The organism is Microbacterium sp. LMI1x-1-1.1 (genome assembly GCF_040676205.1).
Taxonomy (GTDB): Bacteria; Actinomycetota; Actinomycetes; order Actinomycetales; family Microbacteriaceae; genus Microbacterium; species Microbacterium aquilitoris.
In genome coordinates this window covers 444,190-465,422 of sequence record NZ_JBEGHM010000001.1, presented here as the reverse complement: position 1 = coordinate 465,422, position 21,233 = coordinate 444,190, and the positions used below count along the sequence as shown (strand labels likewise).

The window sequence follows — 21,233 nt, the reverse complement described above, 5'->3', positions numbered from 1 at the left end:
CTGCGGCGCGCGGCACCGACGCGGGCTGGCATCCTGGGTGCATGCCCGCGACCGAGGATGCCCCCGACGTCGACGTCGAGCACGTCGGACGCGGCACCCACCGCACGCGGGTGACGCGCGTCGAGACCACGGCCGGCGACGGCGGACGGCCGTTCGTCCTCGTGGCCGGTGTCGGCGTCGCGGCGACGTACTTCGAGTTCCTCGCGCCCTCGCTCGCCGAGCACGGCGACGTCTTCGCGCTCGACCTGCCCGGCTTCGCAGGGATGCCGCGGCCCGGCGACCAGCCCACGGCCGAGTTCTTCGCAGACCGGGTCGAAGAGGTCCTCGACCACTACGGCCTCGATGATCCTGTCGTCATCGGTCATTCGATGGGCACGCAGGTCGTCACCGAGGTGCTGATCCGGCGGCCGCAGGTGCGTCACGCCGTCCTGGTGAGCCCCGTCGTCAACGACCAGGAGTCGTCACTCCCGATCGTCGCGCTCCGCTTCGCCCAGTCCGCGACGCGCGAGACGTTCCACCTCGCGATGACGGCGCTGTCGGCCTACGTCCTCTGCGGCTTCGTCTACTTCATGCAGGTGCTGCCGCACATGCTCCGATACCGGTTGGTCGAGCGGATGCCGCGGGTCGAGGCATCCGTCCTGTTCATCCGCGGCGAGTACGACGCGACGTCGCCGCGCCGGTTCCATTCGCGGCTGGTCGCGGCCGCGCAGAACGCGCGCCGCTGGGAGATCCGCGGTGCGGCGCACTCGATCATCAACGCGCACGCCGTCGGCGCGGCCGAGCTCGTCGTGACCCACGCGAACGACACGTTGCCGCCGAAGGGACGGATGCCGGCCGAGGAGGCCGCCGTCCCGCCACCGCCGCACGCGGGCATCGGCGTGGTCTGGAGCGCGATGCGCGAACGCGCCGCCGAATGGTGGTCGGCCGCGCGCCGTGACGAGGACGGCGTCGAACGCGCGAAGGAACGGCATGCCCGCATCCTGTGGCGCGTGTACTCCCGCGCACGCCAGGACCCGCGCCGCGAGGTGCGCTGAGGCGCGAGGGGGACGGATGCCCGAGGGCGACAGCGTGTACCGGTTGCGGGAGCGGCTGGCCGCGGCATCCGTCGGGCACGTCGTCGGTGCAGGCGAGCTGCGTTCCGGCGCGGCGGCGGGCACAGCGCTCGCCGGAGCGCGGATCACCTCGTACGACACGCACGGCAAGCACCTGCTGACCCGCTTCGACACCGGGCGGACGCTGCACATGCACCTGCGGATGCAGGGCAGCTGGACGGTGACCCGGCCGGGGCGCCGCACCCCTTCCCGAGAGGATCACCGGGTTCGCGTCCGGATGCGGCTCGACGACGGGTCGACGCTGTGGGGCATCGACCTGCCCGTCGTCGAACTCGTCGCGACTGCTGACGAGGGTGCGCTGCTCGGGTACCTCGGTCCCGATCCGCTGCGCGACGACTGGGATGCCGCCGAAGCCGTCCGCCGCCTTTCGGTACGGCCCGAGCGGCCCCTCGTCGCCGCGCTCCTCGACCAGCGCAACATGGCAGGACTCGGCAACCTGTGGGTCAACGAGACCGCGTTCCTCTCGGGGGTTCATCCGTTCGCGCCGATCGCGTCGGCCGACCTCGGGCCGCTCGTCGAGCGGGCAGCCCGGATGCTGCGGATCTCGGCCACCGTGCCGGGCATGTACCAGGTGACGACCGGCTCGACGCGGAAGGGCGAATCGCACTGGGTCGTCGGTCGCGCCGGGCGCCCGTGCCTACGGTGCGGCACCCGGATCCTCGTGCGCGACGAGGTCGCGAACGACCCCGAGCGCCGCCGCACGTGGTGGTGCCCGCGCTGTCAGCCTGATGCGTGACGGTGCGGCATCCGCAACCCCTTCGTCCGCGCCGGTCGGGCGACGTAGCGTCGCGGCATGGCTTCCACCCCTGCACCCAAGACGTGCGCCTCGTGCGGACGCGAGATCCAGTGGCGCAAGAAGTGGGAGAAGAACTGGGACGACGTGAAGTACTGCTCCGACGCGTGCCGGAAGCGCGGCATCCGTCCTGTCGACGAGAAGCTCACGGCGTCGATCCGCGATCTGCTCGATGCGCGCGCGGCGTCGGCGACGATCTGCCCGTCCGAGGCGGCGCGGGCCGTCGGCGGTGAGGACTGGCGCGACCTCATGGAACCCGCTCGTCGGGCGGCGCGCCGCCTGGTCGCGATCGGCGAGGTCGAGATCACTCAGCGGGGTCAGGTCGTCGATCCGTCGACCGCGAAGGGACCGATCCGCATCCGGAAGGCACGCTGACGTGCAGACCTTCGTCCCGTTCGACGACCTCGCCCGCGGCATGGCGGCGCTCGACACGAAGCGGCTCGGCAAGCAGCGCGTCGAGACGCTGCAGGTGATGCGCGCGCTCACGATTCCGGACTACGGCTGGCGACACCATCCGGCCGTAAAGATGTGGCGCGGGCACCGAGCCGCGCTCATGGTCTACCAGGACCTCACGGTCGATGAATGGATGCGGCGCGGCTTCGCCGACACGACCCGCGCCTCGACCCTGGCGACCCTCGACGAGATCCCAGAGGACGGCGCCGAGTACCGGTCCGGAACGGTGCGGATGCCGTCGTGGTTCGGCCGCGAGGACGTCCACCGCTCGCACCGCTCGAACCTGCTGCGGAAAGACCTGGAGTACTACCGGGCCCAGGGATTCGACGATCCCGATGACCTGCCGTACGTCTGGCCGAAGGCCGAGGCGGACTGACTCAGGCGGATGCCGCCCACTCCCGCACCTGTGCGAGGAGGTCCGCTTTGCGCCCGGCATCCGCGAAGGACGCCTCGATCGAGTTCGCGGCGAGCTGCGCCAGCTCGGCCGTGTCGAAGCCGAGCGAGGCGACGGCGGCGTAGTTGTCGCCGATGTATCCGCCGAAGTAGGAGGGATCGTCGGAGTTGATCGTCACGACGACGCCGGCATCGACGAGCTCGCGCAGGGGGTGGGCGCTGAGCTCGGGCACGGCCCGCAGGCGCACGTTCGAGAGCGGGCAGACCGTCAGCGCGACGCGGTGCTCGGCGAGGTGCGCGAGCAGCTCGGGCTCGTCGATCGAGCGGATGCCGTGGTCCACCCGCTCGACCTCGAGCAGGCGCAGCGCCTCCCACACGTACGCGGCCGGTGCCTCCTCGCCGGCGTGGGCGACGCGACGCAGTCCCAGCTGGGCGGCCCGGCGGAAGACGCCCTCGAACAGCGACGGCGGGTAGCCGACCTCCGCGGAGTCCAGGCCGATGCCGAGCAGCTCGTGCGCACGTGGCGCGATCTCATCGAGAAGGGCTTCGGCCGACGCAACCGGGTGGTCGCGGACGATGCAGACGATCAGCCCGCCGGTGATGCCGAACCGCTCCCGCCCGATGTCGAGCCCGGCGCGGAGCCCGTCGATGACGACGTCGACCGGCACGCCGTTGACGGCGTGGACCTGCGGGTCGAAGAACATCTCGACGTGACGGACACCGTCGGCCGCGGCCCGCTCGAGATAGGCGGTCGCGAGGTCGGTAAAGTCCTGCTCGGTTCGCAGCACCGCCATGCACGCGTAGTACAGGTCGAGGAACGACTGCAGATCCTCGAAGTCGTAGCGGCGCCGCAGATCGTCGACGTCCGCGAACGGCAGGGTCACGCCGTTGCGCTCGGCGAGAGCGAACGCAAGTTCCGGCTCGAGCGTGCCCTCGATGTGCAGGTGCAGCTCGGCCTTCGGGAGGGTGCGCAGATCAGGGCTCGTCACGGGGAGCCATCGTACGCACCCGCGTGAGGTGAAGACGGTCCGTCCCCGGCCCCGGATAAGACGGAAGGGTGCGGAGGCGGCGAGTCGGCCGTCTTCCGCACCCTTCCAGGTACTCAGCTCTGTGAGCCGATCAGCGCTTGGCGCCCTTTCGGCCGACGAGCGCGCCGTAGATCAGCAGCACGATGAGCGAGCCGCCGATGGCGAGCAGCCACGTCGACAGCGAGAAGAACTCGTTCAGGTTGACGTTGAAGATCAGCCCGCCGAGCCAACCGCCGAGCAGCGCGCCGACGATGCCGAGCAGCAGCGTGACGAACCACCCGCCGCCCTGCTTGCCCGGCAGGATCAGCTTCGCGATGGCCCCCGCGAGCAGACCGAGGATGAGGAAACCGAAAAACCCCATGATGACTCCTTAGTGATGGTGAATCGGATACCGCTGGAACGGATGCCGTCAGTTCAGTCGCTTGCGCACGTCGTGCGCCACGTCCTTGACGGCGGCCGCAACCTTCTTCGCTTTCCGTTCGCGGTCCTTCTTGGCCTTGCGCTCATCGCGCAACCGTACGAGCTGGTGGGGCACCGATTCGGACTTCTTCACGGTCACCGACCGGCTGCCGATCACGTAGGCCGCGAACGCGATCGCGCCGAGGATCAGGATCTTGTTGCGCATGGTCAGGCGACGCGCGACTCGGTCTGCTCGTCCTCATCGTCGGCGATGTGGACGTCGTGGATCTCGACGTTGACCTCGACGACGTCGAGTCCCGTCAGTCGCTCGATGGCGCCGGCGACCGAGGCGCGGACCTCGTCGGCGACGCGTCCGATCGGCGCGGGGTACTCGACGACGACCTTCAGGTCGGCGGCGGCCTGCGTCTCGCCGACCTCGACCTTGACGCCCTGCGTCAGGTCGGTCGCGTTCACGGCCTCCCGGATCGCGCCGAGGGCACGAGCCCCGCCGCCGCCGAGCGCGTAGACGCCGCTGACCTCGCGAGCGGCGATGCCGGCCACCTTGGCCACGACGCCGTCGGCGATCGTGATCCGGCCGGCGACCGTCTGGTCGTCCTGGTGACGGGTGGATGCCGCACGGTCGACGCGCGTGGCGGGGGTGGTCGTCGTCTTCTCAGCCATGGAAGTGTCCCTACTGTGTGCTCTGTGCCGCGCCGTGCCGAAGGGGCCGTGCGGGAGGGCGTCCCAATCCGCCCTCACTGATGAGAGGGCCGGAACGCAAGGAACGTCACAAAAAAGTCGCCGGGGATACCCTCGATGTATGACGACCCTGGCGTGCTGCGGAATCGAGCACACCGTGTCGTCGTTTGTCGGCTGTCCGCCGTCCGCGTCCTGAGGCACCCCTCCCACCACGTCTCAGCGACCCCCCGATCCCCCGCGGAAAGCGATCCGTCATGTCCTCTTTTTCTTCCTCTCACACGGCACCGCACGAGATCTGGCGCGGGATCCGCCAGACCGTCCGCACCGACACCTTCGGCGGCATCCTGCTGCTGGCCGCCACGGTCGCGGCCCTCGTCCTCGCCAACTCGCCCCTCGCGGACTGGTACGTGGGCGTCCGCGAGACCTCGTTCGGCCCCGAAGCCCTCCACCTCGACCTCACTGTCGCGCACTGGGCAGCGGACGGCCTGCTCGCGATCTTCTTCTTCGTCGTCGGCCTCGAGCTGAAGGAGGAGATCGTGGCCGGGCGTCTGCGGTCGCCGCGTGTCGCCGCCGTCCCCGTCATCGGCGCGCTCGGCGGCGTCATCGTCCCGGCGCTCATCTTCACCGCCTTCACCGCGGCTGTCCCCGGCGACGCCGTGCGCGGCTGGGCGATCCCCACTGCGACCGACATCGCCTTCGCGATCGCGGTCTTCGCCGTCGTCGCGAAGGGCTTGCCTCCCGCGCTGCGCGTGTTCTTGCTCACCCTCGCCGTCGTCGACGACCTCTTCGCGATCACCATCATCGCCACCGTCTACACCGACGACCTGCAGCCGATCTGGCTCGCGGCCGCAGTCGTCCCGCTGGTGCTGTTCGCCCTGGCGGTGCGGCGCGGCATCCGTCACTGGTGGGTGCTGATGCCGCTCGCGATCGTCACGTGGGGCTTCGTGCACGCATCGGGCGTGCACGCGACCATCGCCGGTGTGATCCTCGCCTTCATGGTCCCCGCGACGGTGACGCCGCGGGCCCGCGTGCAGGTGGGGACGGATGCCGACGGTTCCCCGATCCACGATGCGTTGACGGCGCACTTCGCCGACCGCTTCGGGCCGATCTCGACCCTGGTCGCGCTGCCGATCTTCGCCTTCTTCTCGGCGGGCGTCACGGTCGGCGGTTGGGAGGGGCTGACGGCGGCCTTCGCCGATCCGGTGACCCTCGGCATCCTGGTCGGCCTCGTCCTCGGCAAGCCGATCGGCATCCTGCTCGCGGTGTTCCTGCTGACGCGCATCCCCGCGGTCCGGCGGACGTTCGAGCTGCGGTGGGGTGACATGGTGGGCGTCGGCCTGCTCGCCGGCATCGGGTTCACCGTCGCGCTGCTCGTGGGCGAACTCTCGTACGGGGTCGGATCGCTCGAAGACGAGCACGCGAAGATCGGCATCCTCGCCGGGTCGGTCGTCGCCGCGATCCTCGGCGGCGTCGTGCTCGCCTGGCGGGCCCGACGGGTGCGTCAGACTGGAACCACACCCCCGTCCTGAGGAGCCCCGTGAGCCGCACGCAGCCGACGCCCGCGATGTACCAGCGCAACGCCCTCGCGCCGAGCCTGCTTGCCGCGGCGGTGCTGTTCGTCGCGCCGGCGCTGCTCGAGAGCGACTGGTTCCTCACGGTGCGCTTCGTCGCGACGATCTTCGCGATCATCATCGGGTGGTTCGCGTTCCAGGCGAAGCACTGGTGGTGGGTGCCGGTGATGCTCGCCATCGCGGTGGTCTGGAACCCGATCTTCCCGTTCGAGTTCTCGGGTCAGATCTGGAGCGCCGCTCAGGTCGCTGCCGCGTTCGTCTTGATCGGCGCCGGGGCGACGATCAAGACACCGCGCGAGGTCTGAGTCAGCGGAGGTCGAGCGTGACACCCGGGTGACCGGCGAACACCTCGAGCACGCGGTCGAAGTACGTCGCCCCCGTACCGGCGAGCAGGTCGTCGAGTTGCCGTTGCAGGTCGTCCGCGCGGAAGGTCCCCGGCTGCGCGAGCTTTCCGCGGAGCCACCGCTCGGTCTCGGCGACACCGAGCGCGTCGCGGCTGTGCGCGGCATCCCGCCAGACGATCCGGACGGCGTCATCCTCCGCCAGCGCCCCGTACCCGCCGTAGAGCAGGTCGTCGAGCGCGTCGAGACTGGCGCCGAGCTGCCAGTCCTCTCCGGTCATGAAGAGGCGGTTCAGTTCGACGTAGAGATCCGGGATGCCGCCGATGCGGCCACCCTCGATGACGTACTCGGCCACGCGGCTCAGGGGACCTTGTGCCCTGCCGCGGTGATGAGGCCATACCACTCGGGTCGGGTGAGGGGGATGTCCGAACCGGCGGCGGCATCCGCGACGCGCTGGGGATTCGTGGTGCCGAGCACGACCTGCATGTGCGCGGGATGCCGGGTGATCCAGGCGGTCGCGATCGCGGTCGGCGTCACGTCGTACTTCGCGGCCAGGCGGTCCATCATCTCGTTCAGCTCGGGGTACTCGGGCGCGCCGAAGATGACGCCGTCGAAGAAGTTCTTCTGGAACGGCGACCAGGCCTGCAGCGTGATGCCACTGATGCGCGAGTAGTCGACGAGGCCGCCGCCGTCACGGGTGATGGAGTCGTCCTCGCCCGCCATGTTCGACGCGAGGCCCTGCGCGACGATCGTCGAGTGCGTGATCGACAACTGCACCTGGTTGGCGACGATCGGCTGGGTCACTGCCGTCTTGAGCAGGTCGATCTGCCGCGGCGTGTGGTTCGAGACGCCGAAGGCGCGCACCTTGCCCGACGACTCGAGGTGGTCGAACGCGCGCGCGACCTCCTCGGGCTCGACGAGCGCGTCGGGACGGTGGAGGAGCAGCACGTCGAGTCGGTCGGTGCCGAGGGCCTGCAGGGACTCCTCGGCAGACGTCACGATGTGCTCGTACGAGTGGTCGAAGTGCCAGTCGTCGGCGACGATGCCGGTCTTGGTCTGCAGCGTGATCTCGTCGCGCTCCGCCGGGCTGAGGTCGAGCGCCTCGGCGAAGCGGCGCTCGCAGCCGTGGCGGCTGCTGCCGTAGAGGTCGGCGTGGTCGAAGAAGTCGACGCCGGCGGCGCGGCACGCGTCGTAGAGCGCGCGGATGGCCTCGTCGGACATCTCCTCGATGCGCATCATCCCGGCGACGACGTTGGGGACCTGGCGATCGGTGGGACCGAAGGGGACGCGGCGCATCATGCTCCGTTTCTGCGCCCGGCGGGCGCGGTCGAGGGGTCGGTGCGGCCGACGGCGGCGCTCGCGTCGAGCAGGGTGCGCGCCAGGACGGTCGAGCCGGCGACGGCGGCGGGCATCGCGAGGACGGCGCCGAGCGGCACGAGGAAGCAGAGCTGGGTCGCGACGCCGAATCCGAGCACCCGCGCGCGGTTGTCCTTGCGCAGGGCCCGGCGGGCCGCGGCATCCAGTCCCCGGGCGACCAGCGCACGCGAGGTGAGTTCGTCGGCGAGCAGCCAGCCCGTGAGGAAGGCGGCGACGACAGCGCCGAGCGCGGTGCCGACGAGCGGGATGAGGCCGATGAGGCCGGCGACGATCGCCGCGACCAGGCCGCGGAGGATGAGGCCGATGCTGTCGCCGACCGAGCGCCAGAACCCGTAGTCCGACTCGGGCGGAGCGTCACCGAGGTGCCCCTCGACGGAGCGCCAGATGCGCTCGTAGAAAGGGTCGCCGACCAGCAGGGTCAGCGCGGTGAACGAGACGACCGCGAGGACGATCGCCCCGCCGAGGATGGCCGCGCCGATGCCGAACCGCACGAGACCCGCGAAGACCTCGGACCACGTGTCGGCGAATCCGGTCAGGGCGGTGACGATGTCGCCGAGGAACACAGCGAGCGTGATGATCCCGCCGAGCAGCAGCGCGCCGACGATCGCCGCGGGGATCAGTCCGAGCGCCATCGCACCGGGCAGGCGCCCCCAGAACGCGAAGCCGCGGCCCAGGTCGCCGACGCCGCGGAAGAACGAGGCGAGCGGATGCCGCGGGGCGGCGGGTGTGGTCATGTCCCCATCCTGCCGTGTCGCCGCGACGCGCGGTCTCGACACGGAGCGCTGTTTATCGATATACATGGATCGAATAACGATAGATGGAGGACGCATGATCGCACTCGCGAAAGCAGGGGCCGGCTTCGTCTTCACCGTGATCGTCATTCTGCAGGTGTGGGTCGTGCCGGACATCGTCGACGTCGTCGTGGGCTGGGTGCCGGAGCTCGTCGGGCTTCGGGATGCCGGTGTGGTGCTCACCGGCATCCTGTCGCTCTGCGTCCTGGCCGCCCTCGTCTGTCTCTGGCGGCTCCTCACCCGCGCCGACCACGGGCGGCTCTTCGAGGACGGCGCCGTCCTCGGGGTCGACGCTCTGATCGGATGCGTCGCCGCGGCGATGATCGTGGTCGTCGTCGGCTGCGGGGTGGCCTTCGCCGCGGGGGCGGGGAACCGTGCCGTGCTGCTGCTGACCGGCCTGGCGATGGTCGCCGGGCTCGGCGTCGCGCTGATCCTCGGAGGGCTGCGCGAGGTGCTCAGACAGGCGGTTCTGCTGCAGGATCAGGTCGCGGCGGGCGCGCACGCATGAGAGAACCCGCCGGGGAAGGGGTTGCATCGCAGGCGCATGTTCGTTGAAGTGGTGCGATGACAAACGACACCTCGGCTCCACCCGCTCAGGAGAAGCCCGGTCTGAAGCGTGCGGTCGGCACCTGGCTGCTCTTCGCTTTCATCGTCGGAGACACCCTCGGCGCGGGCATCTACACACTCGTCGGCACGATGTCGAAGGACGTCGGCGGCGTCATCTGGCTGCCCCTGCTCATCGCCCTCGTCGTCGCCCTCCTGACGGCGGGCACCTACGCCGAGCTGATCACGAAGTACCCCCACGCCGGCGGCGCGGCGCGCTACGTCGACAAGGCGTTCGGTCGCCCGTTCCTGTCGTTCCTCATCGGCTTCCTCATGATGGCGTCCGGCATCACGACCGCGGCGGCCCTCGCGAACGCGTTCGCGGGCGACTACTTCGCGGCGCTGTTCAACCTCCCGCCGATCCCCGTCGCCCTCGGTTTCATCGTCGTGCTGACGCTGATCAACCTGCGCGGCGTGAAGGAGTCCCTCGCCGCGAACATGGTCGCGGCGATGATCGAGGTCACCGGCCTCATCATCATCATCGTCATCGCCGGGATCGTCTTCGGCAGCGGTGGAGGCGAGCCCTCGCGCATCTTCGAGTTCGCGCCCGATGTGGCTCCGCTGCAGGGCGCGTTCGCGGCATCCATCGTCGCGTTCTTCTCGTTCCTCGGCTTCGAGGCCGCGGCCAACATGGCTGAAGAGGTCAAGAACCCGACGCGGTCCTACCCGCGGGCTCTGTTCGGTGCGATCCTCACGGCTGCCGTCGTGTACCTGCTCATCGCCGTGGGCGCTGTCATCGTGGTCGACCCGAACGTCCTCGGGGCGTCGTCGGCTCCTCTGCTGGAGGTCGTGAAGGCGAGCGGCGCGGCCCTGCCGCCGTGGCTGTTCAGCGTCATCGCGCTGATCGCGATCGCGAACGGTGCGCTGCTGTTCATGGTCATGGCGAGCCGCGTCGGGTACGGCCTTGCCGAGTCGGGCCTGCTGCCCCACGCCTTCGGCAAGGTCCTTCCGAAGCGTCAGACGCCGTGGGTCTCGATCATCGTGGTCGCCGGTGTGACGATGCTGCTCAGCGTGATCGGCGACATCGGGACGCTCGCGAACACGACGGTGCTGCTGCTTCTGCTGGTCTTCATCTCGGCGAACGTCAGTGTCCTCGTGCTGAAGAAGGACAAGGTCGAGCACTCGCACTTCTCCGTCCCGCGCATCGTGCCGATCCTCGCGATCATCGCGTCGATCGTGCTGCTCACCCAGCAGGAGGGTCCGGTCTGGCTCGGCACCGCGGTGTACGTCGTGGTCGGCGCCGTCCTGTTCTTCTTCGCGCGCGCCGGACGCCGTCGCGGCGACCGCAAGATCGCCGAGCGGACGGGTGCCATCCCCACGGTGGGCGGTCGGTGACTGAAAGGGTCAGCACGTGCTGTATAGTCAGCGTGTGCTGACCCTTTCGTCTCGTCTCGACGTCATGAATCGCCTGGGGCGCGCGATGGCCGACCCGTCGCGGTCCCGCATCCTGCTGTCACTCCTGGAGCGACCCGGCTACCCCGCCGATCTCGCCCGCGACCTCGAGCTCACGCGGACCAATGTGTCCAACCACCTCGCATGCCTGCGCGGCTGTGGCCTCGTCGTCGCGACGCCCGAGGGTCGGCGCACGCGGTACGACATCGCCGATCCGCATCTGACCGCCGGGCTCGCTCAGCTGCTCGACGCTGTCGTGGCGGTCGACGCCGGCGAAGAGTGCGCGATCGACGGATGCCGGTGTTGCGGGTGACGGCTCTCGCTGAGGCGCCCCGGAGAGAGCTGCTGCGCCGCCGCATCCGCTGGATCGTCGCCGCCACGATCGCGTACAACCTCATCGAGGCCGTGGTCGCGGTGACGGCCGGGACGATCGCCTCGTCCGCCGCGCTGATCGGTTTCGGGCTCGACTCGACCATCGAGGTGCTGTCGGCGGCCGCGGTGGCGTGGCAGTTCACGCGGCGCGACCCGGAGCGCTGGGAACGGGGGACACTGCGGGTTATCGCGGTCGCTTTCTTCGCTCTCGCGACCTACGTCACCGTGTCGTCGGTGACGGCGCTGGTCCTTCGCAGCGAACCCGACATCTCTCCGATCGGGATCGTGCTCACGGCGGTGAGTGTGCTCGTCATGCCGTTCCTCTCGCTCGCCGAGCGTCGCGCCGGCAGGGAGCTGGGTTCAGCGACGGCGGTGGCGGATTCCAGACAGACCCTCATCTGCACCTATCTCTCGGCCGCGGTCCTCGTCGGGCTCGTGGTGAACGCCGCATTCGACTGGTGGTGGGCGGATGCCGTCGCCGGCCTGATCATCGCGGTGTTCGCGGTGCGCGAGGGCGTCGAGGCGTGGCGCGGTGACGCGTGCGCGACGTCGGTGGGGATGCTGCTGGAGGACGAGCACGACCACTGATCCGGTCTCGTCAGCTCGACGGTCGGACGCCTGCGGGCACTCGCACGGTTGCGCGCAGTCCCCCCGTCGACCGCGCCGCGAGCGTCAACTCGCCCCCGTGAGCTCCGACGATCGCGCTGACGATCGCCAATCCGAGCCCGTTCCGCTCATGATCGGACCGGCGGATGCGGGCTGTGCCGCGCTGGAACGGTTCGGCGAGCGTAGCGACCGCGGCCGGGTCGAGTCTCACGCCGCCGTTCTCGACGATCAGGACCGCGGCACCGCTATCGCGGTGAGTGGAGACCGTCACAGGTTCAGCCGCATCGCCGTGGATCAGAGCGTTCTGCAGGAGGTTCAGCACAACCTGTCCGAGCAGGCCGGCCGACCCGGACACGGTCGTCTCGTCGCCGCGGACGATCAACTCGACGCCCCGGGCTTCGGCGAGAGGCAGCAGGGTTTCGACGGCGTCCTCTGCGAGCAGAGACAGATCGACGGATGCCTGGGGGAACCCGCCCCGGTCCGCACGCCCGAGGAGCAGCAGCCCCTCGACCAGTTCGACGCCGCGCTCGTTGACTGCGGTGAGGCGGTCGAGGAGATCATCGACGTCACGATCGGGGTCCGACCGGGCGACGTCGAGCAGGGTCCGCGTGATCGCGAGCGGAGTGCGCAGCTCGTGGGATGCGTTGGTCGCGAACCGTCGCTGCTCCTCGACCTGCGATTCGATGCGCTGCAGCATCCCGTCGAAGGAATCCGCGAGCTCGCGGAACTCGTCTCGCCGACCTTTCATCCGGACGCGCGTCGACAGGTCCCCGGTGTCGGCTCGCCGCGTCGCCTGCGTCAGCAGGCGCAGCGGCGCGAGCATCCGCCCAGCGAGGAACCAACCGCCGACGGCACCGGTGACCAGCAGGGCGATCATCGCCGCTCCGGCAGGTGGTGCGAACGCGCGAAGCAGGTCGCGCTGACTGGGGGCGAAACCGGTGCCGGTGAACAGAGGCTCGTCGGGAACGTAGCGAAGCAGGAACAGCCACACGATGGTGAGGATGAGCGCGCCCGCGACGAGGACGAGCGCTACGTAGCTCAGGGTGAGCTTGATGCGGGCGCTGAGTCCAGGCGGCCGCGTCACGCGGACGCCTCGATGCGATACCCGACGCCCTGCTCGGTGACGATCAGCCACGGCTCGCCGAGTCGTTTGCGGAGCGCCGACACGGTGATGCGCACGGCGTTGGTGAAGGGGTCGGCGTTCGCGTCCCAGGCCTGCTCGAGCAGGGACTCCGCGCTGACGACCCCGCCCTCGGCCGCGACGAGAACGTCGAGCACGGCGAACTGCTTGCGCGTGAGCGCGACGTAACGACCGTCCCGATAGACCTCGCGCCGGAACGGGTCGACGCGGAGCCCGCCGTACTCCCGAACGGGGGGCCGCACCGACGCGCGGCGCCGGTCGAGGGCGCGCAGGCGGAGGACGAGCTCACGAAGCTCGAACGGTTTGGTGAGGTAGTCGTCGGCTCCGAGCTCGAACCCGGACTCCTTGTCGTCGAGGCGGTCCGCGGCCGTCAGCATGAGGATCGGCATCCCGCTGCCGGAGTCGACGATCGAGCGGGCGACCTCATCTCCGGATGGCCCCGGGATGTCGCGGTCGAGGATCGCGATGTCATACGAGCCCACGGCGAGGAGCTCGAGCGCCGTGTCACCGTCGCCGGCGATGTCGGCCGCGATCGCCTCGAGGCGCAGACCGTCGCGGATGGCTTCCGCCATCAGGGGTTCGTCCTCGACGATCAGCACACGCACGTGTCGATCGTACGAAGCCGGCCGTATCGCCGGCGTATTGATTTCCGCGTACGCCCTCGCAACACCGCGACCCGTGGGATGGGGGCATGAGATCCACGGCCCTTCTTGCTCCGCTCGTGTTCGTGCTTGCCGTCGTCGTCGGGACGGCGGGATGCGCCGCCGCGGGGTCGGGCGGAAGCACCGGCATCCGTCCCGTCCTCTCGCCGATCGACCAGGGAGAGGTCCCCGACGACACGACCGTCTACGACACGGACGTCCCTGCCGTCGCCCGGCTCGACGGCGACCTGCGCGCTGCCCTGACCGCGGCATCCGACCGGGCGGCGGGCGAGGACATCACGCTCCGGATCAACAGCGGGTGGCGCTCGCCGGAGATGCAGGAACGTCTGCTGCGCGACGCCGTCTCGACGTACGGGTCGCTCGACGAGGCATCGCGCTGGGTGGCGACTCCCGAGACGTCGGCGCACGTGTCGGGCGACGCCGTGGACGTGGGCCCGTTCGACGGCGCCTACTGGCTCGATCTTCACGGGGCCGAGTTCGGCCTGTGCCGGACGTACGTCAACGAACCCTGGCACTTCGAGCTCCGCCCCGATGCGCCGATGGTCGGATGCCCGGACCAGTACCTCGATCCGACCGAGGATCCGCGGATGGCGGGATGATCCGATCCGGGTCGCGCGCGCAGCCGTAGGCTGGCTCGCATGAGCGACGGCGCAGGCGAGAACTGGTCCCGGAACATCCGCTACTCGGCTGAGCGGTTCGTCGCGCCGCGGACGGTCGACGAACTGCGCGAGGTGGTCGCCGCATCCGATTCGGTGAAGGCGCTGGGCTCGCGTCACTCGTTCACACGCATCGCCGATACGGCGGGGACGTTGGTGTCGACGGCTGAGCTCGACCTTCCGATCCGAGTGGATGCCGCGCAGAAGCGGGTGCGCGTCGGCGGCGGCGTTCGCTACGGAGAGCTGGCGCAGGAGCTCGACCGGCAGGGGTGGGCGCTCGCGAACCTGGCGTCGCTGCCGCACATCTCGGTCGCCGGCGCCGTCAGCACGGGCACGCACGGGTCGGGCGTGGGCAACCGCTCGCTCGCCGCGGCGGTGACAGGCCTCGAGCTGGTCACTTCGACGGGCGAGCTGGTTCAGCTGACCGAACGCGACGACGCGCTCGCGGGGGCCGTCGTCGGTCTCGGCGCACTCGGGATCGTGACGACCGTCGAACTCGCGATCGAGCCGTCGTACGAGGTCTCGCAGACGGTCTACGAGAACGTGCCGCTCGAAGCGGTCCGCAAGAACTTCGACGTCATCGCCGGTTCGGCGTACAGCGTCTCGTTCTTCACGACGTTCCGCGAGGACATGTACGTCGACCAGGTGTGGTGCAAGGAGCGGACGGATGCCGCGGCGACCCCGATCCCCGCGGCGCTGCGCGATCGCGAGGCGTCGGGCGCCCGGCATCCGCTCCCCGGTGTCTCTGCCGCGTCGTGCACCGTGCAGGGCGGGAAGGCGGGGCGCTGGCTCGACCGTCTGCCGCACTTCAAGCTGGAGTTCACGCCGTCGAACGGCGAGGAACTGCAGTCGGAGTTCCTGTTGCCGTTCGCCGACGCGGTGGCCGCGTTCGACGCGGTGCGAGAGCTGAAGGATCGGCTGAAGCCCGTCCTTCAGGTGTGCGAGGTGCGCACGATCGCCGGCGACGACCTGTGGCTCTCGCCCAGCTCGGGCCGAGACTCGGTCGCGTTCCACTTCACCTGGACCGACGACGAGGCCGGGGTGGCCGAGGTGCTGCCCGAGCTCGAGGCCGCGCTGGCGCCCTTCGGTGCCCGGCCGCACTGGGGCAAGGTCTTCACCCCGCGCGATCCCGCGGAGCTGTACCCGCGGTGGGCGGAGTTCGTCCAGCTGCAGCGGGCGCTGGATCCTCGCGGTGCGTTCGTGAACGACTACCTCCGCGCGGTCGGACTGTAGGGCGGGCGGGGCGCTCCTGGCTCGTCGCTCGCGGCGCGAGGCTCAGGGTCGTGTGTTCGTGGTCGTGGATCGCACGGGATCGGCGTCAGTCAAAAGGGCGCCGGGTCGCCGGGCGTTGTGGCGGCAGCGTTGAAGGCGACGGCCGGGGTGGGTGCGTCTTCTCTGTAGGTCCTGCCGAGGGGTGAGGTCCATTCGAGGACTCCACCCGACAGTTGTCGGACTCTCCAGGCGGTGAATTGCTTCATCGAATGATGTCTCTGGCACAGATGCGCGAGGTTGGAGAGTTCCGTCCGCCCGCCCAGCGCGTAGTCGTGCGTGTGGTCGACTTCGCAGCGGATCGCGGCGACCCGGCATCCGGGGAACCGGCAATGCTGGTCCCGGGCTTGCAGGAACCGTCGCATCCCGGACGGGACACGGTACGAATCCGTCGACACGGTGACTCCGGTGGTCGGGTCGTGGAACAGGCGCTCCCATGTGTGCGTCGCACCGGCGAGAAGGCGGGCGGTGGCCGGGTCGATGGGCGAGCGGCCGGCAAGATCGCACGGACCGTCGTCCGCTCCGGTGAGTGTCGCCGCAGGGACGAGCACTTGCACGCGGGCGCAGATCGCGCCCAACGGCCCGGCGGTCGTGTCGCGGGTGTCGTCCAACGCCGGTGTGCCGGCGAGGAGCAGGTCGGCGAACACGTCGGCCCGGACCTGATCGGTGGTGCGCGCGTCGGTCGCGACGACCTCCGAGTTCGCGGCGCGTTCGTCCCTCGTGTCGACGATCGCCCGCGCCTGCTGCGTGAGCCGATCGTGGATCCCCTCCGCAATCACGGTCGGGAGAGTCGCGATCAGATCCGACATCCCCTCCCGCCCCGGGATCAACCGCACGCACCGCCCCGCCGCGGCCTCTTCGTGCCTTTCCGCGAACGATCGCGGGTGCATCCGGTGCGCGAGGATTTCCAGCTCACCTCGCACCCGGTTCGGCGTCTCGCCTTCGCACCGTTCGATCGCAATGGCTTCGAACTCAGCCCACAACTCGGCCGGCAGGTTCACCCCAGCGTCGACGATCGCCCTCACATGCCCCTGCACGATCCGGCCGGCCTCCCACGCGGCTACCGCCGCGGGGAACCCTTCGATCGTCACCCGGGCCTCGCCGATCCGACGCTGCACGGTGCGGTCGGTGGTCCGCATCGCCCCGGCGACTTCGGCCGAGATAGACCGCAGCACCATGTCGTGCAGGGTCACTCTCGCGTTCGAGTGCGCGCCCTGTTCCTCCGCCAACCGGCCCGCGGCAGCGAGCGTACGGAGCTGCGCGATCTGCACGGCGGCCATCCGCCGCTCCACGTCCTCGACGTCCGCGACGATCCCCGCGATGGCGGCGAGATACGCATCGCCACCGGGGGTTTCCATCGCTTCCGCCATACCTGCACTCTCGCACCAACCTCCGACACCCAGACCCTGAAAACCGCCGGAATCCACGCTCCGGCGACACCTTGCAGATGAGAGATCGTTCATCTTCGGAGGCGTTGCGGTACCGAGCACCTCGTCGACGCAGACCCCTGTCTTTGCGGCATCCTGAAACCACCCCACGAGCGCTCCCAGAGGACCGATGCCCCACCTCCGCACCCGACCCGGCGACCACGACGCGACGGTCAGCTTCTTCATCGTCCGCACCGACGGCCCGGAAGCGCGCCTGACCTACCACCTGCACCTCAAGGCGCAGAAGCTCATGATGTTCGGCGGACATATCGAGCGCGACGAGACACCCTGGGCCGCGGTGCTGCGCGAGCTCGTCGAGGAGTCCGGCTACCAGCCGTCGCAGGTGCGCGTCCTGCAGCCGCGCGTCCGGATCAGGCAGGTGACGGATGCCGCGGCCCACCCGGTCCCCGTGATGTCGTCCACCGCCTGCACCTCCGCCGAACCGGCACACTTCCACACCGATCTGCTCTACGCCCTCGTCACCGACGAGGAGCCGGTGGGCGCACCGGATGCCGGTGAATCCACCGATATCCGCGTGGTCACGCGCAGCGAACTCGACCGCATCCCCGACGAGGACATCGTGGAGATGTGGCGCGAGGCCGGACGGTTCATCCTCGACGAGATCCTCGACGCCTGGGAACCCGTTGCGATGGCCGACTACCCGGTCGCCGCGCCGCTCGTCGGCTGAGCGTCAGGCCTCGTCCGTCTCGACGTCGCCGTTCGCGATGGCGTCGGCGTAGGTGCGCAGGTCCGGACCCGGCTCCCAATCGATGAACTTGTCCTTCAGCGTGCCGGTCAATGCCGCGAAGGCCTCGTCCGAGGTCATCGCGCCCGACCCCGCGAGGTCCACGACGGCCTCCCGTAGGACGCGGTCGGCGTCGTCGAGGATCTTGCCGCGTGCTTCGTCGTTCCATCGGATCTCTGAGCTCTTCATGCCGGGACGGTAGCCCGCCGGCAGACACCGCAATCCGGGGTTGCGCTCCTACGCACGATGCGCTTGCGCTCCGTACCCCATCGCCGCACCCCTGGCAACCGCATACCTCGTACCCGGCCAAGGCCGAAGGATGGCCGAAGCGGTCGAAGCTCGACTCCTCGGGTGGATCTGCCCGGTCGGGCTCCCGCAGGAGGAGTCGCCGTGAGCAGCACCACATCCCGAGGCGTCGCCGTCGTCACCGGCGGCAGTGCAGGACTCGGCCGCTCGATCGTCCGCGAGCTCGCCGACCGCGGCTGGGACGTCGCCGTCCTCGCCCGCGGCCGTGACGGGGTGGATGCCGCCACCGCCGAGGTCCGTGCGAAGGGACGCCGCGCCCACGGCATCTCGGTCGACGTCGCCGACCACGCCGCGCTCGACGCAGCCGCATCCGAGGTCGAAGCGGAGCTCGGTGAGATCGACCTGTGGGTCAACAACGTCATGACGGGGTCGATCGCCCCGTTCCTCGACACCACCCCCGAGGACTACGAGCGGGCGACGCAGGTCACCTACCTCGGCACGGTCAACGGCACCCGTTCCGCACTCCGACGGATGCGTGCGCGCGACCGCGGGCACATCATCCAGATCGGCTCGGCTCTCGCCCACCGCGGCATCCCGCTCCAGGCGGCCTACTGCGGCTCGAAGCACGCCGTCCACGGATTCACCGACTCGGTCGTCTCGGAACTCACCCACGAGAACAGCGCCGTCGCCGTCTCGATCGTCGACATGCCCGCGCTGAACACGACCCAGTTCGGCTGGGTGAAGTCGCCCTTCTCGAAGCACCCGCAGCCGGTCCCGCCGATCTATCAGCCCGAGGTCGGAGCGCGCGCCGTCGGCGACGTCGCCGACAAGCCCCGCCGCCGCACCTGGGTGGGGGAGTCGACCGTCGGACTCGTCCTCGGCACCCGCGTCGCGGGCCGTTTCATGGACTGGTACCTCGCCAAGAACGCCTGGGAGGGCCAGTTCGCCGACGACAAGGGCTCGTCGACGACACCGCCGAACCTGTACGAACCGGTTCCCGGCGATCACGGAGCCCACGGCGCATTCGACGACCGGGCGCGCGGCGAGAGCATCCAGACCCGCGCGCTGCGGCACCGGCCCGAGCTGTACTCCGCGGCATCCGTCGCCGTCGTCGCGGCACTCGCCGGGGTCGTGAAGCTGCTGCGGCGCTGAGTCCTCCCGGGCCGCGCAGGCCCCGGGTAGCATCCGTACTCGTGCCCGCCTATTTCGAACGAACCGACGTCACCAGATTCCAGCCGACGACATTCACCGGCGGAGCCTGGAACGTCACCGAGCAGCACGTCGCCCCGCCGATCGGCCTGCTCGCCCACGCGATCGAGGTCGATCACGCGGCGCGCAGCCCGCAGCCGATGCAGCTCTCGCGGCTGTCGGTGGACATCCTCGGGGTGATCCCGATCGACGAGGTCGAGGTGACCTGCAGGGTGCTGCGCCCGGGGCGGAGCATCGAGCTCGTCGAGGCGACCCTCGCGCAGGCGGGCCGGCCGGCCCTGAGCGCACGCGCCTGGCTGATGCACACGCGCGACACCGACGCGCTCGCCGGATCCGCGCACCCCGCGATGCCGCCGCGCGACGCGATCGAGCGCGTCGACCCCTCGTCGGCCTGGCCCGGTGAGTTCATCGCCACGGTGGGTGAGGTGCGCCGCAGGCAGGAGGCCCCCGGTCGCGCGTGGACGTGGATCCTCCCCGCCGTGCCGCTCCTCGAGGGCGAGGCCGTATCGACGACCGCGCGCCTCGTCTCGCTCATCGACATCGCCAACGGTGTCACCCCACGCGCCGACCCCCGCGACGTCGCCTTCCCGAACCTCGACCTCACCCTGCACCTCGTGCGGCAGCCCGAGGACGGCTGGATCGGTTTCGACACCACGGTCACCTTCGGCGCGACCGGCCTCGGTATGACCCATACGGTCCTCCACGACGAACGCGGCGTCGTCGGCTCCGTCGTCCAATCCCTCACCGTGAGGCCGCACCGATGACCCTCCCCCTCGCAGGAAAGAACGCCCTCGTCACGGGCGTCTCGCGCCGTCGCGGCATCGGCTTCGCGGTCGCCTCCCGCCTCGCCGAGCTCGGCGCGAGCGTCTTCGTGCAGCACTGGCGGCCGCACGACCTCGATCAGCCGTGGGGCGGGGACGACCTCGATGCGGTGCGCGGCGGCATCCGCTCTTCCCTCGTCGGCGACGCGAGCTTCGGCGACGTTGAGGCGGATCTGACGGATGCCGATACGGTCCCCGGTCTCATCGACGCCGCATCCGCGCTCACCGGGCGCCTCGACATCCTCGTGTGCAACCACGCCAAGAGCGGCGACGACGGCAGCATCCTCGACATGACCGCCGACCGGCTCGACGCGTTCTGGGAGACGAACACCCGCTCGACGCTGCTGCTCACCGCCGAGTTCGCCCGCCGTCTGGCGCCGCCGCAGTCGGGTCAGCGGCGCCCGGGCGATGCGATCGAGGGCGCGAAACCGTACGCCGAGCCGACCGGTCGCGTGTTTTGGATGACCTCGGGGCAGGGCCACGGCGCGATGCGCGGCGAGGTCGCGTACGCGACGAGCAAGGCGGCGCTCGCAGGCATCACCCGCACGGTCGCGGCGGAACTGCTCGAACTCGGGATCGTCCTGAACACCGTCAACCCGGGCCCCGTCAACACGGGCTACATGGACCCCGACACCGCCGACCGCGACACCTCCGCGCTCGAGGAGTGGCTCGGATCGACGCCGTTCGGCCGGGTCGGCGTTCCGACCGATCCCGCCGCGCTCATCGGCTGGCTGTCGACCACCGAGGGCGCCTGGATCGTCGGGCAGGTGCTCACCAGCGACGGCGGCTTCAGCCTGTAAGGCGACATCCGCACGACGCCTGGTGCAGGAGTCGCCTCACCTGGGCTCGCAGGCATCACCCGCACCTCGAGTCGTGCATTCGTCACCGAGACCTGGCGCGAGCACGGCCGATGTGGTGTGTTCGGCGTCGGACGCTGCGGGGACTCGTCCGTTCCGGGGCAGTCGTTCTGCGAGTCGTACACGACGACGTTCGCGGGTTTCCGCATGGACGTGTGGCCCTGGCTCATCGCCGTCGTCGCCATCGTGCTGGTGGCCGCCGTCATCGCGGTCCGTCGCCGCGGCGACCCGGCGGCTTAGAGTCTCTTCAGCACCCGTCACCGACGATGG

General features: G+C 70.1%; 27 protein-coding genes. 16 read left to right on the top strand and 11 right to left on the bottom strand.

Annotated elements, in window-relative coordinates:
• The first annotated feature begins 41 nt into the window (after nucleotides 1–41).
• From MRBLMI1x_RS02265 to MRBLMI1x_RS02250, 4 genes are read left to right on the top strand one after another with little or no spacing between them, the layout of a single operon-like run.
• Nucleotides 42–1,034, top strand: a complete 993-nt coding sequence (locus tag MRBLMI1x_RS02265) for an alpha/beta fold hydrolase (protein ID WP_363455601.1) — start codon at nucleotides 42–44, stop codon at nucleotides 1,032–1,034.
• A gap of 16 nt (nucleotides 1,035–1,050) precedes the next feature.
• Complete coding sequence (locus MRBLMI1x_RS02260; protein ID WP_363455598.1) at nucleotides 1,051–1,848, top strand: DNA-formamidopyrimidine glycosylase family protein; 798 nt, start codon at nucleotides 1,051–1,053, stop codon at nucleotides 1,846–1,848.
• A 57-nt stretch (nucleotides 1,849–1,905) separates the two neighbouring features.
• Nucleotides 1,906–2,280, top strand: a complete 375-nt coding sequence (locus tag MRBLMI1x_RS02255) for a DUF2256 and DUF3253 domain-containing protein (RefSeq protein ID WP_018187726.1) — start codon at nucleotides 1,906–1,908, stop codon at nucleotides 2,278–2,280.
• A gap of 1 nt (nucleotide 2,281) precedes the next feature.
• On the top strand, nucleotides 2,282–2,734 hold the full coding sequence (locus MRBLMI1x_RS02250) for an MSMEG_6728 family protein (RefSeq protein WP_020098359.1): 453 nt from the start codon (nucleotides 2,282–2,284) through the stop codon (nucleotides 2,732–2,734).
• A 1-nt stretch (nucleotide 2,735) separates the two neighbouring features.
• On the opposite strand, the gene MRBLMI1x_RS02245 is transcribed toward MRBLMI1x_RS02250, so the two are convergent.
• The 4 genes from MRBLMI1x_RS02245 to MRBLMI1x_RS02230 all read right to left on the bottom strand — a co-directional run bounded on the left by MRBLMI1x_RS02245 (nucleotide 2,736) and on the right by MRBLMI1x_RS02230 (nucleotide 4,859).
• On the bottom strand, nucleotides 2,736–3,740 hold the full coding sequence (locus tag MRBLMI1x_RS02245; RefSeq protein WP_363455594.1) for an adenosine deaminase: 1,005 nt from the start codon (nucleotides 3,738–3,740) through the stop codon (nucleotides 2,736–2,738).
• A gap of 130 nt (nucleotides 3,741–3,870) precedes the next feature.
• Entirely contained in the window at nucleotides 3,871–4,140 is a 270-nt protein-coding gene (locus MRBLMI1x_RS02240; RefSeq protein WP_018187723.1) for a GlsB/YeaQ/YmgE family stress response membrane protein, read from the bottom strand.
• Between the two features lie 48 nt (nucleotides 4,141–4,188).
• The gene (locus MRBLMI1x_RS02235) at nucleotides 4,189–4,404 is read right to left on the bottom strand and encodes a hypothetical protein (protein WP_363455591.1); all 216 of its coding nucleotides are present in this window, start codon (nucleotides 4,402–4,404) and stop codon (nucleotides 4,189–4,191) included.
• 2 nt (nucleotides 4,405–4,406) lie between these two features.
• Entirely contained in the window at nucleotides 4,407–4,859 is a 453-nt protein-coding gene (locus tag MRBLMI1x_RS02230; protein WP_363455588.1) for an Asp23/Gls24 family envelope stress response protein, read from the bottom strand.
• Nucleotides 4,860–5,131: 272 nt separating this feature from the next.
• On the opposite strand from MRBLMI1x_RS02230, the gene nhaA reads away from it, so the two are divergent.
• Nucleotides 5,132–6,406, top strand: coding sequence for a Na+/H+ antiporter NhaA (gene nhaA / locus MRBLMI1x_RS02225; protein WP_363455585.1), 1,275 nt, complete (start codon nucleotides 5,132–5,134; stop codon nucleotides 6,404–6,406).
• Between the two features lie 8 nt (nucleotides 6,407–6,414).
• Nucleotides 6,415–6,753: a DUF6804 family protein gene (locus MRBLMI1x_RS02220; RefSeq protein ID WP_363455582.1), complete on the top strand. Its 339-nt coding sequence runs from the start codon at nucleotides 6,415–6,417 to the stop codon at nucleotides 6,751–6,753.
• Between the two features lies 1 nt (nucleotide 6,754).
• On the opposite strand, the gene MRBLMI1x_RS02215 is transcribed toward MRBLMI1x_RS02220, so the two are convergent.
• From MRBLMI1x_RS02215 to MRBLMI1x_RS02205, 3 genes are read right to left on the bottom strand one after another with little or no spacing between them, the layout of a single operon-like run.
• Nucleotides 6,755–7,144 carry a hypothetical protein gene (locus tag MRBLMI1x_RS02215; RefSeq protein ID WP_018187718.1) on the bottom strand — a complete coding sequence of 130 codons (390 nt, stop codon included), beginning with the start codon at nucleotides 7,142–7,144 and terminating at the stop codon, nucleotides 6,755–6,757.
• Nucleotides 7,145–7,149: 5 nt separating this feature from the next.
• Nucleotides 7,150–8,085 carry an aldo/keto reductase gene (locus MRBLMI1x_RS02210; protein ID WP_363457785.1) on the bottom strand — a complete coding sequence of 312 codons (936 nt, stop codon included), beginning with the start codon at nucleotides 8,083–8,085 and terminating at the stop codon, nucleotides 7,150–7,152.
• Nucleotides 8,085–8,900 carry an EI24 domain-containing protein gene (locus MRBLMI1x_RS02205; protein ID WP_363455579.1) on the bottom strand — a complete coding sequence of 272 codons (816 nt, stop codon included), beginning with the start codon at nucleotides 8,898–8,900 and terminating at the stop codon, nucleotides 8,085–8,087. The genes MRBLMI1x_RS02210 and MRBLMI1x_RS02205 overlap by 1 nt, the downstream gene beginning before the upstream one ends.
• Before the next feature lie 94 nt (nucleotides 8,901–8,994).
• Here MRBLMI1x_RS02205 and MRBLMI1x_RS02200 point away from each other — a divergent pair, with 94 nt between their 5' ends.
• Genes MRBLMI1x_RS02200 through MRBLMI1x_RS02185 form a run of 4 tightly spaced genes read left to right on the top strand, consistent with a single transcriptional unit; the run spans nucleotide 8,995 to nucleotide 11,912 of the window.
• Nucleotides 8,995–9,465, top strand: a complete 471-nt coding sequence (locus MRBLMI1x_RS02200) for a DUF2975 domain-containing protein (RefSeq protein ID WP_363455576.1) — start codon at nucleotides 8,995–8,997, stop codon at nucleotides 9,463–9,465.
• A 56-nt stretch (nucleotides 9,466–9,521) separates the two neighbouring features.
• The gene (locus MRBLMI1x_RS02195) at nucleotides 9,522–10,895 is read left to right on the top strand and encodes an APC family permease (protein WP_363455573.1); all 1,374 of its coding nucleotides are present in this window, start codon (nucleotides 9,522–9,524) and stop codon (nucleotides 10,893–10,895) included.
• A gap of 34 nt (nucleotides 10,896–10,929) precedes the next feature.
• Entirely contained in the window at nucleotides 10,930–11,265 is a 336-nt protein-coding gene (cmtR, locus tag MRBLMI1x_RS02190; RefSeq protein WP_018187713.1) for a Cd(II)/Pb(II)-sensing metalloregulatory transcriptional regulator CmtR, read from the top strand.
• Nucleotides 11,247–11,912, top strand: coding sequence for a cation transporter (locus MRBLMI1x_RS02185; protein WP_363455568.1), 666 nt, complete (start codon nucleotides 11,247–11,249; stop codon nucleotides 11,910–11,912). The genes cmtR and MRBLMI1x_RS02185 overlap by 19 nt, the downstream gene beginning before the upstream one ends.
• Nucleotides 11,913–11,922: 10 nt before the next feature.
• Here MRBLMI1x_RS02185 and MRBLMI1x_RS02180 read toward each other — a convergent pair whose 3' ends face one another.
• Together MRBLMI1x_RS02180 and MRBLMI1x_RS02175 are read right to left on the bottom strand one after the other, a co-directional pair.
• Nucleotides 11,923–13,014, bottom strand: a complete 1,092-nt coding sequence (locus tag MRBLMI1x_RS02180) for a sensor histidine kinase (protein WP_363455565.1) — start codon at nucleotides 13,012–13,014, stop codon at nucleotides 11,923–11,925.
• Nucleotides 13,011–13,676: a response regulator transcription factor gene (locus MRBLMI1x_RS02175; protein WP_020098373.1), complete on the bottom strand. Its 666-nt coding sequence runs from the start codon at nucleotides 13,674–13,676 to the stop codon at nucleotides 13,011–13,013. Before MRBLMI1x_RS02175 ends, MRBLMI1x_RS02180 begins: the two co-directional genes overlap by 4 nt.
• A gap of 86 nt (nucleotides 13,677–13,762) precedes the next feature.
• Between MRBLMI1x_RS02175 and MRBLMI1x_RS02170 the strand changes: the two genes are divergently transcribed.
• Both MRBLMI1x_RS02170 and MRBLMI1x_RS02165 read left to right on the top strand, forming a co-directional pair.
• Entirely contained in the window at nucleotides 13,763–14,332 is a 570-nt protein-coding gene (locus tag MRBLMI1x_RS02170) for a M15 family metallopeptidase (protein WP_363455561.1), read from the top strand.
• Nucleotides 14,333–14,371: 39 nt separating this feature from the next.
• Entirely contained in the window at nucleotides 14,372–15,622 is a 1,251-nt protein-coding gene (locus tag MRBLMI1x_RS02165) for an FAD-binding protein (RefSeq protein ID WP_363455558.1), read from the top strand.
• 89 nt (nucleotides 15,623–15,711) lie between these two features.
• Here the strand turns inward: MRBLMI1x_RS02165 and MRBLMI1x_RS02160 are convergent, their stop codons facing one another.
• The gene (locus MRBLMI1x_RS02160; protein WP_363455555.1) at nucleotides 15,712–17,028 is read right to left on the bottom strand and encodes an HNH endonuclease signature motif containing protein; all 1,317 of its coding nucleotides are present in this window, start codon (nucleotides 17,026–17,028) and stop codon (nucleotides 15,712–15,714) included.
• Between the two features lie 187 nt (nucleotides 17,029–17,215).
• Between MRBLMI1x_RS02160 and MRBLMI1x_RS02155 the strand changes: the two genes are divergently transcribed.
• Nucleotides 17,216–17,773 (top strand): NUDIX domain-containing protein, encoded by a 558-nt coding sequence (locus MRBLMI1x_RS02155; RefSeq protein WP_363455553.1) that lies wholly within the window; start codon nucleotides 17,216–17,218, stop codon nucleotides 17,771–17,773.
• Between the two features lie 3 nt (nucleotides 17,774–17,776).
• Here MRBLMI1x_RS02155 and MRBLMI1x_RS02150 read toward each other — a convergent pair whose 3' ends face one another.
• Nucleotides 17,777–18,019, bottom strand: a complete 243-nt coding sequence (locus MRBLMI1x_RS02150; RefSeq protein WP_020098378.1) for a hypothetical protein — start codon at nucleotides 18,017–18,019, stop codon at nucleotides 17,777–17,779.
• Between the two features lie 201 nt (nucleotides 18,020–18,220).
• Here MRBLMI1x_RS02150 and MRBLMI1x_RS02145 point away from each other — a divergent pair, with 201 nt between their 5' ends.
• Genes MRBLMI1x_RS02145 through MRBLMI1x_RS02135 form a run of 3 tightly spaced genes read left to right on the top strand, consistent with a single transcriptional unit; the run spans nucleotide 18,221 to nucleotide 20,906 of the window.
• A complete protein-coding gene (locus tag MRBLMI1x_RS02145; RefSeq protein WP_363455550.1) occupies nucleotides 18,221–19,228 on the top strand; it encodes an SDR family oxidoreductase in 1,008 nt (335 codons plus the stop codon).
• A gap of 41 nt (nucleotides 19,229–19,269) precedes the next feature.
• Nucleotides 19,270–20,049, top strand: coding sequence for a thioesterase family protein (locus MRBLMI1x_RS02140; protein ID WP_018187703.1), 780 nt, complete (start codon nucleotides 19,270–19,272; stop codon nucleotides 20,047–20,049).
• Entirely contained in the window at nucleotides 20,046–20,906 is an 861-nt protein-coding gene (locus MRBLMI1x_RS02135; protein WP_363455546.1) for an SDR family oxidoreductase, read from the top strand. Before MRBLMI1x_RS02140 ends, MRBLMI1x_RS02135 begins: the two co-directional genes overlap by 4 nt.
• Nucleotides 20,907–21,233: the final 327 nt, after the last annotated feature.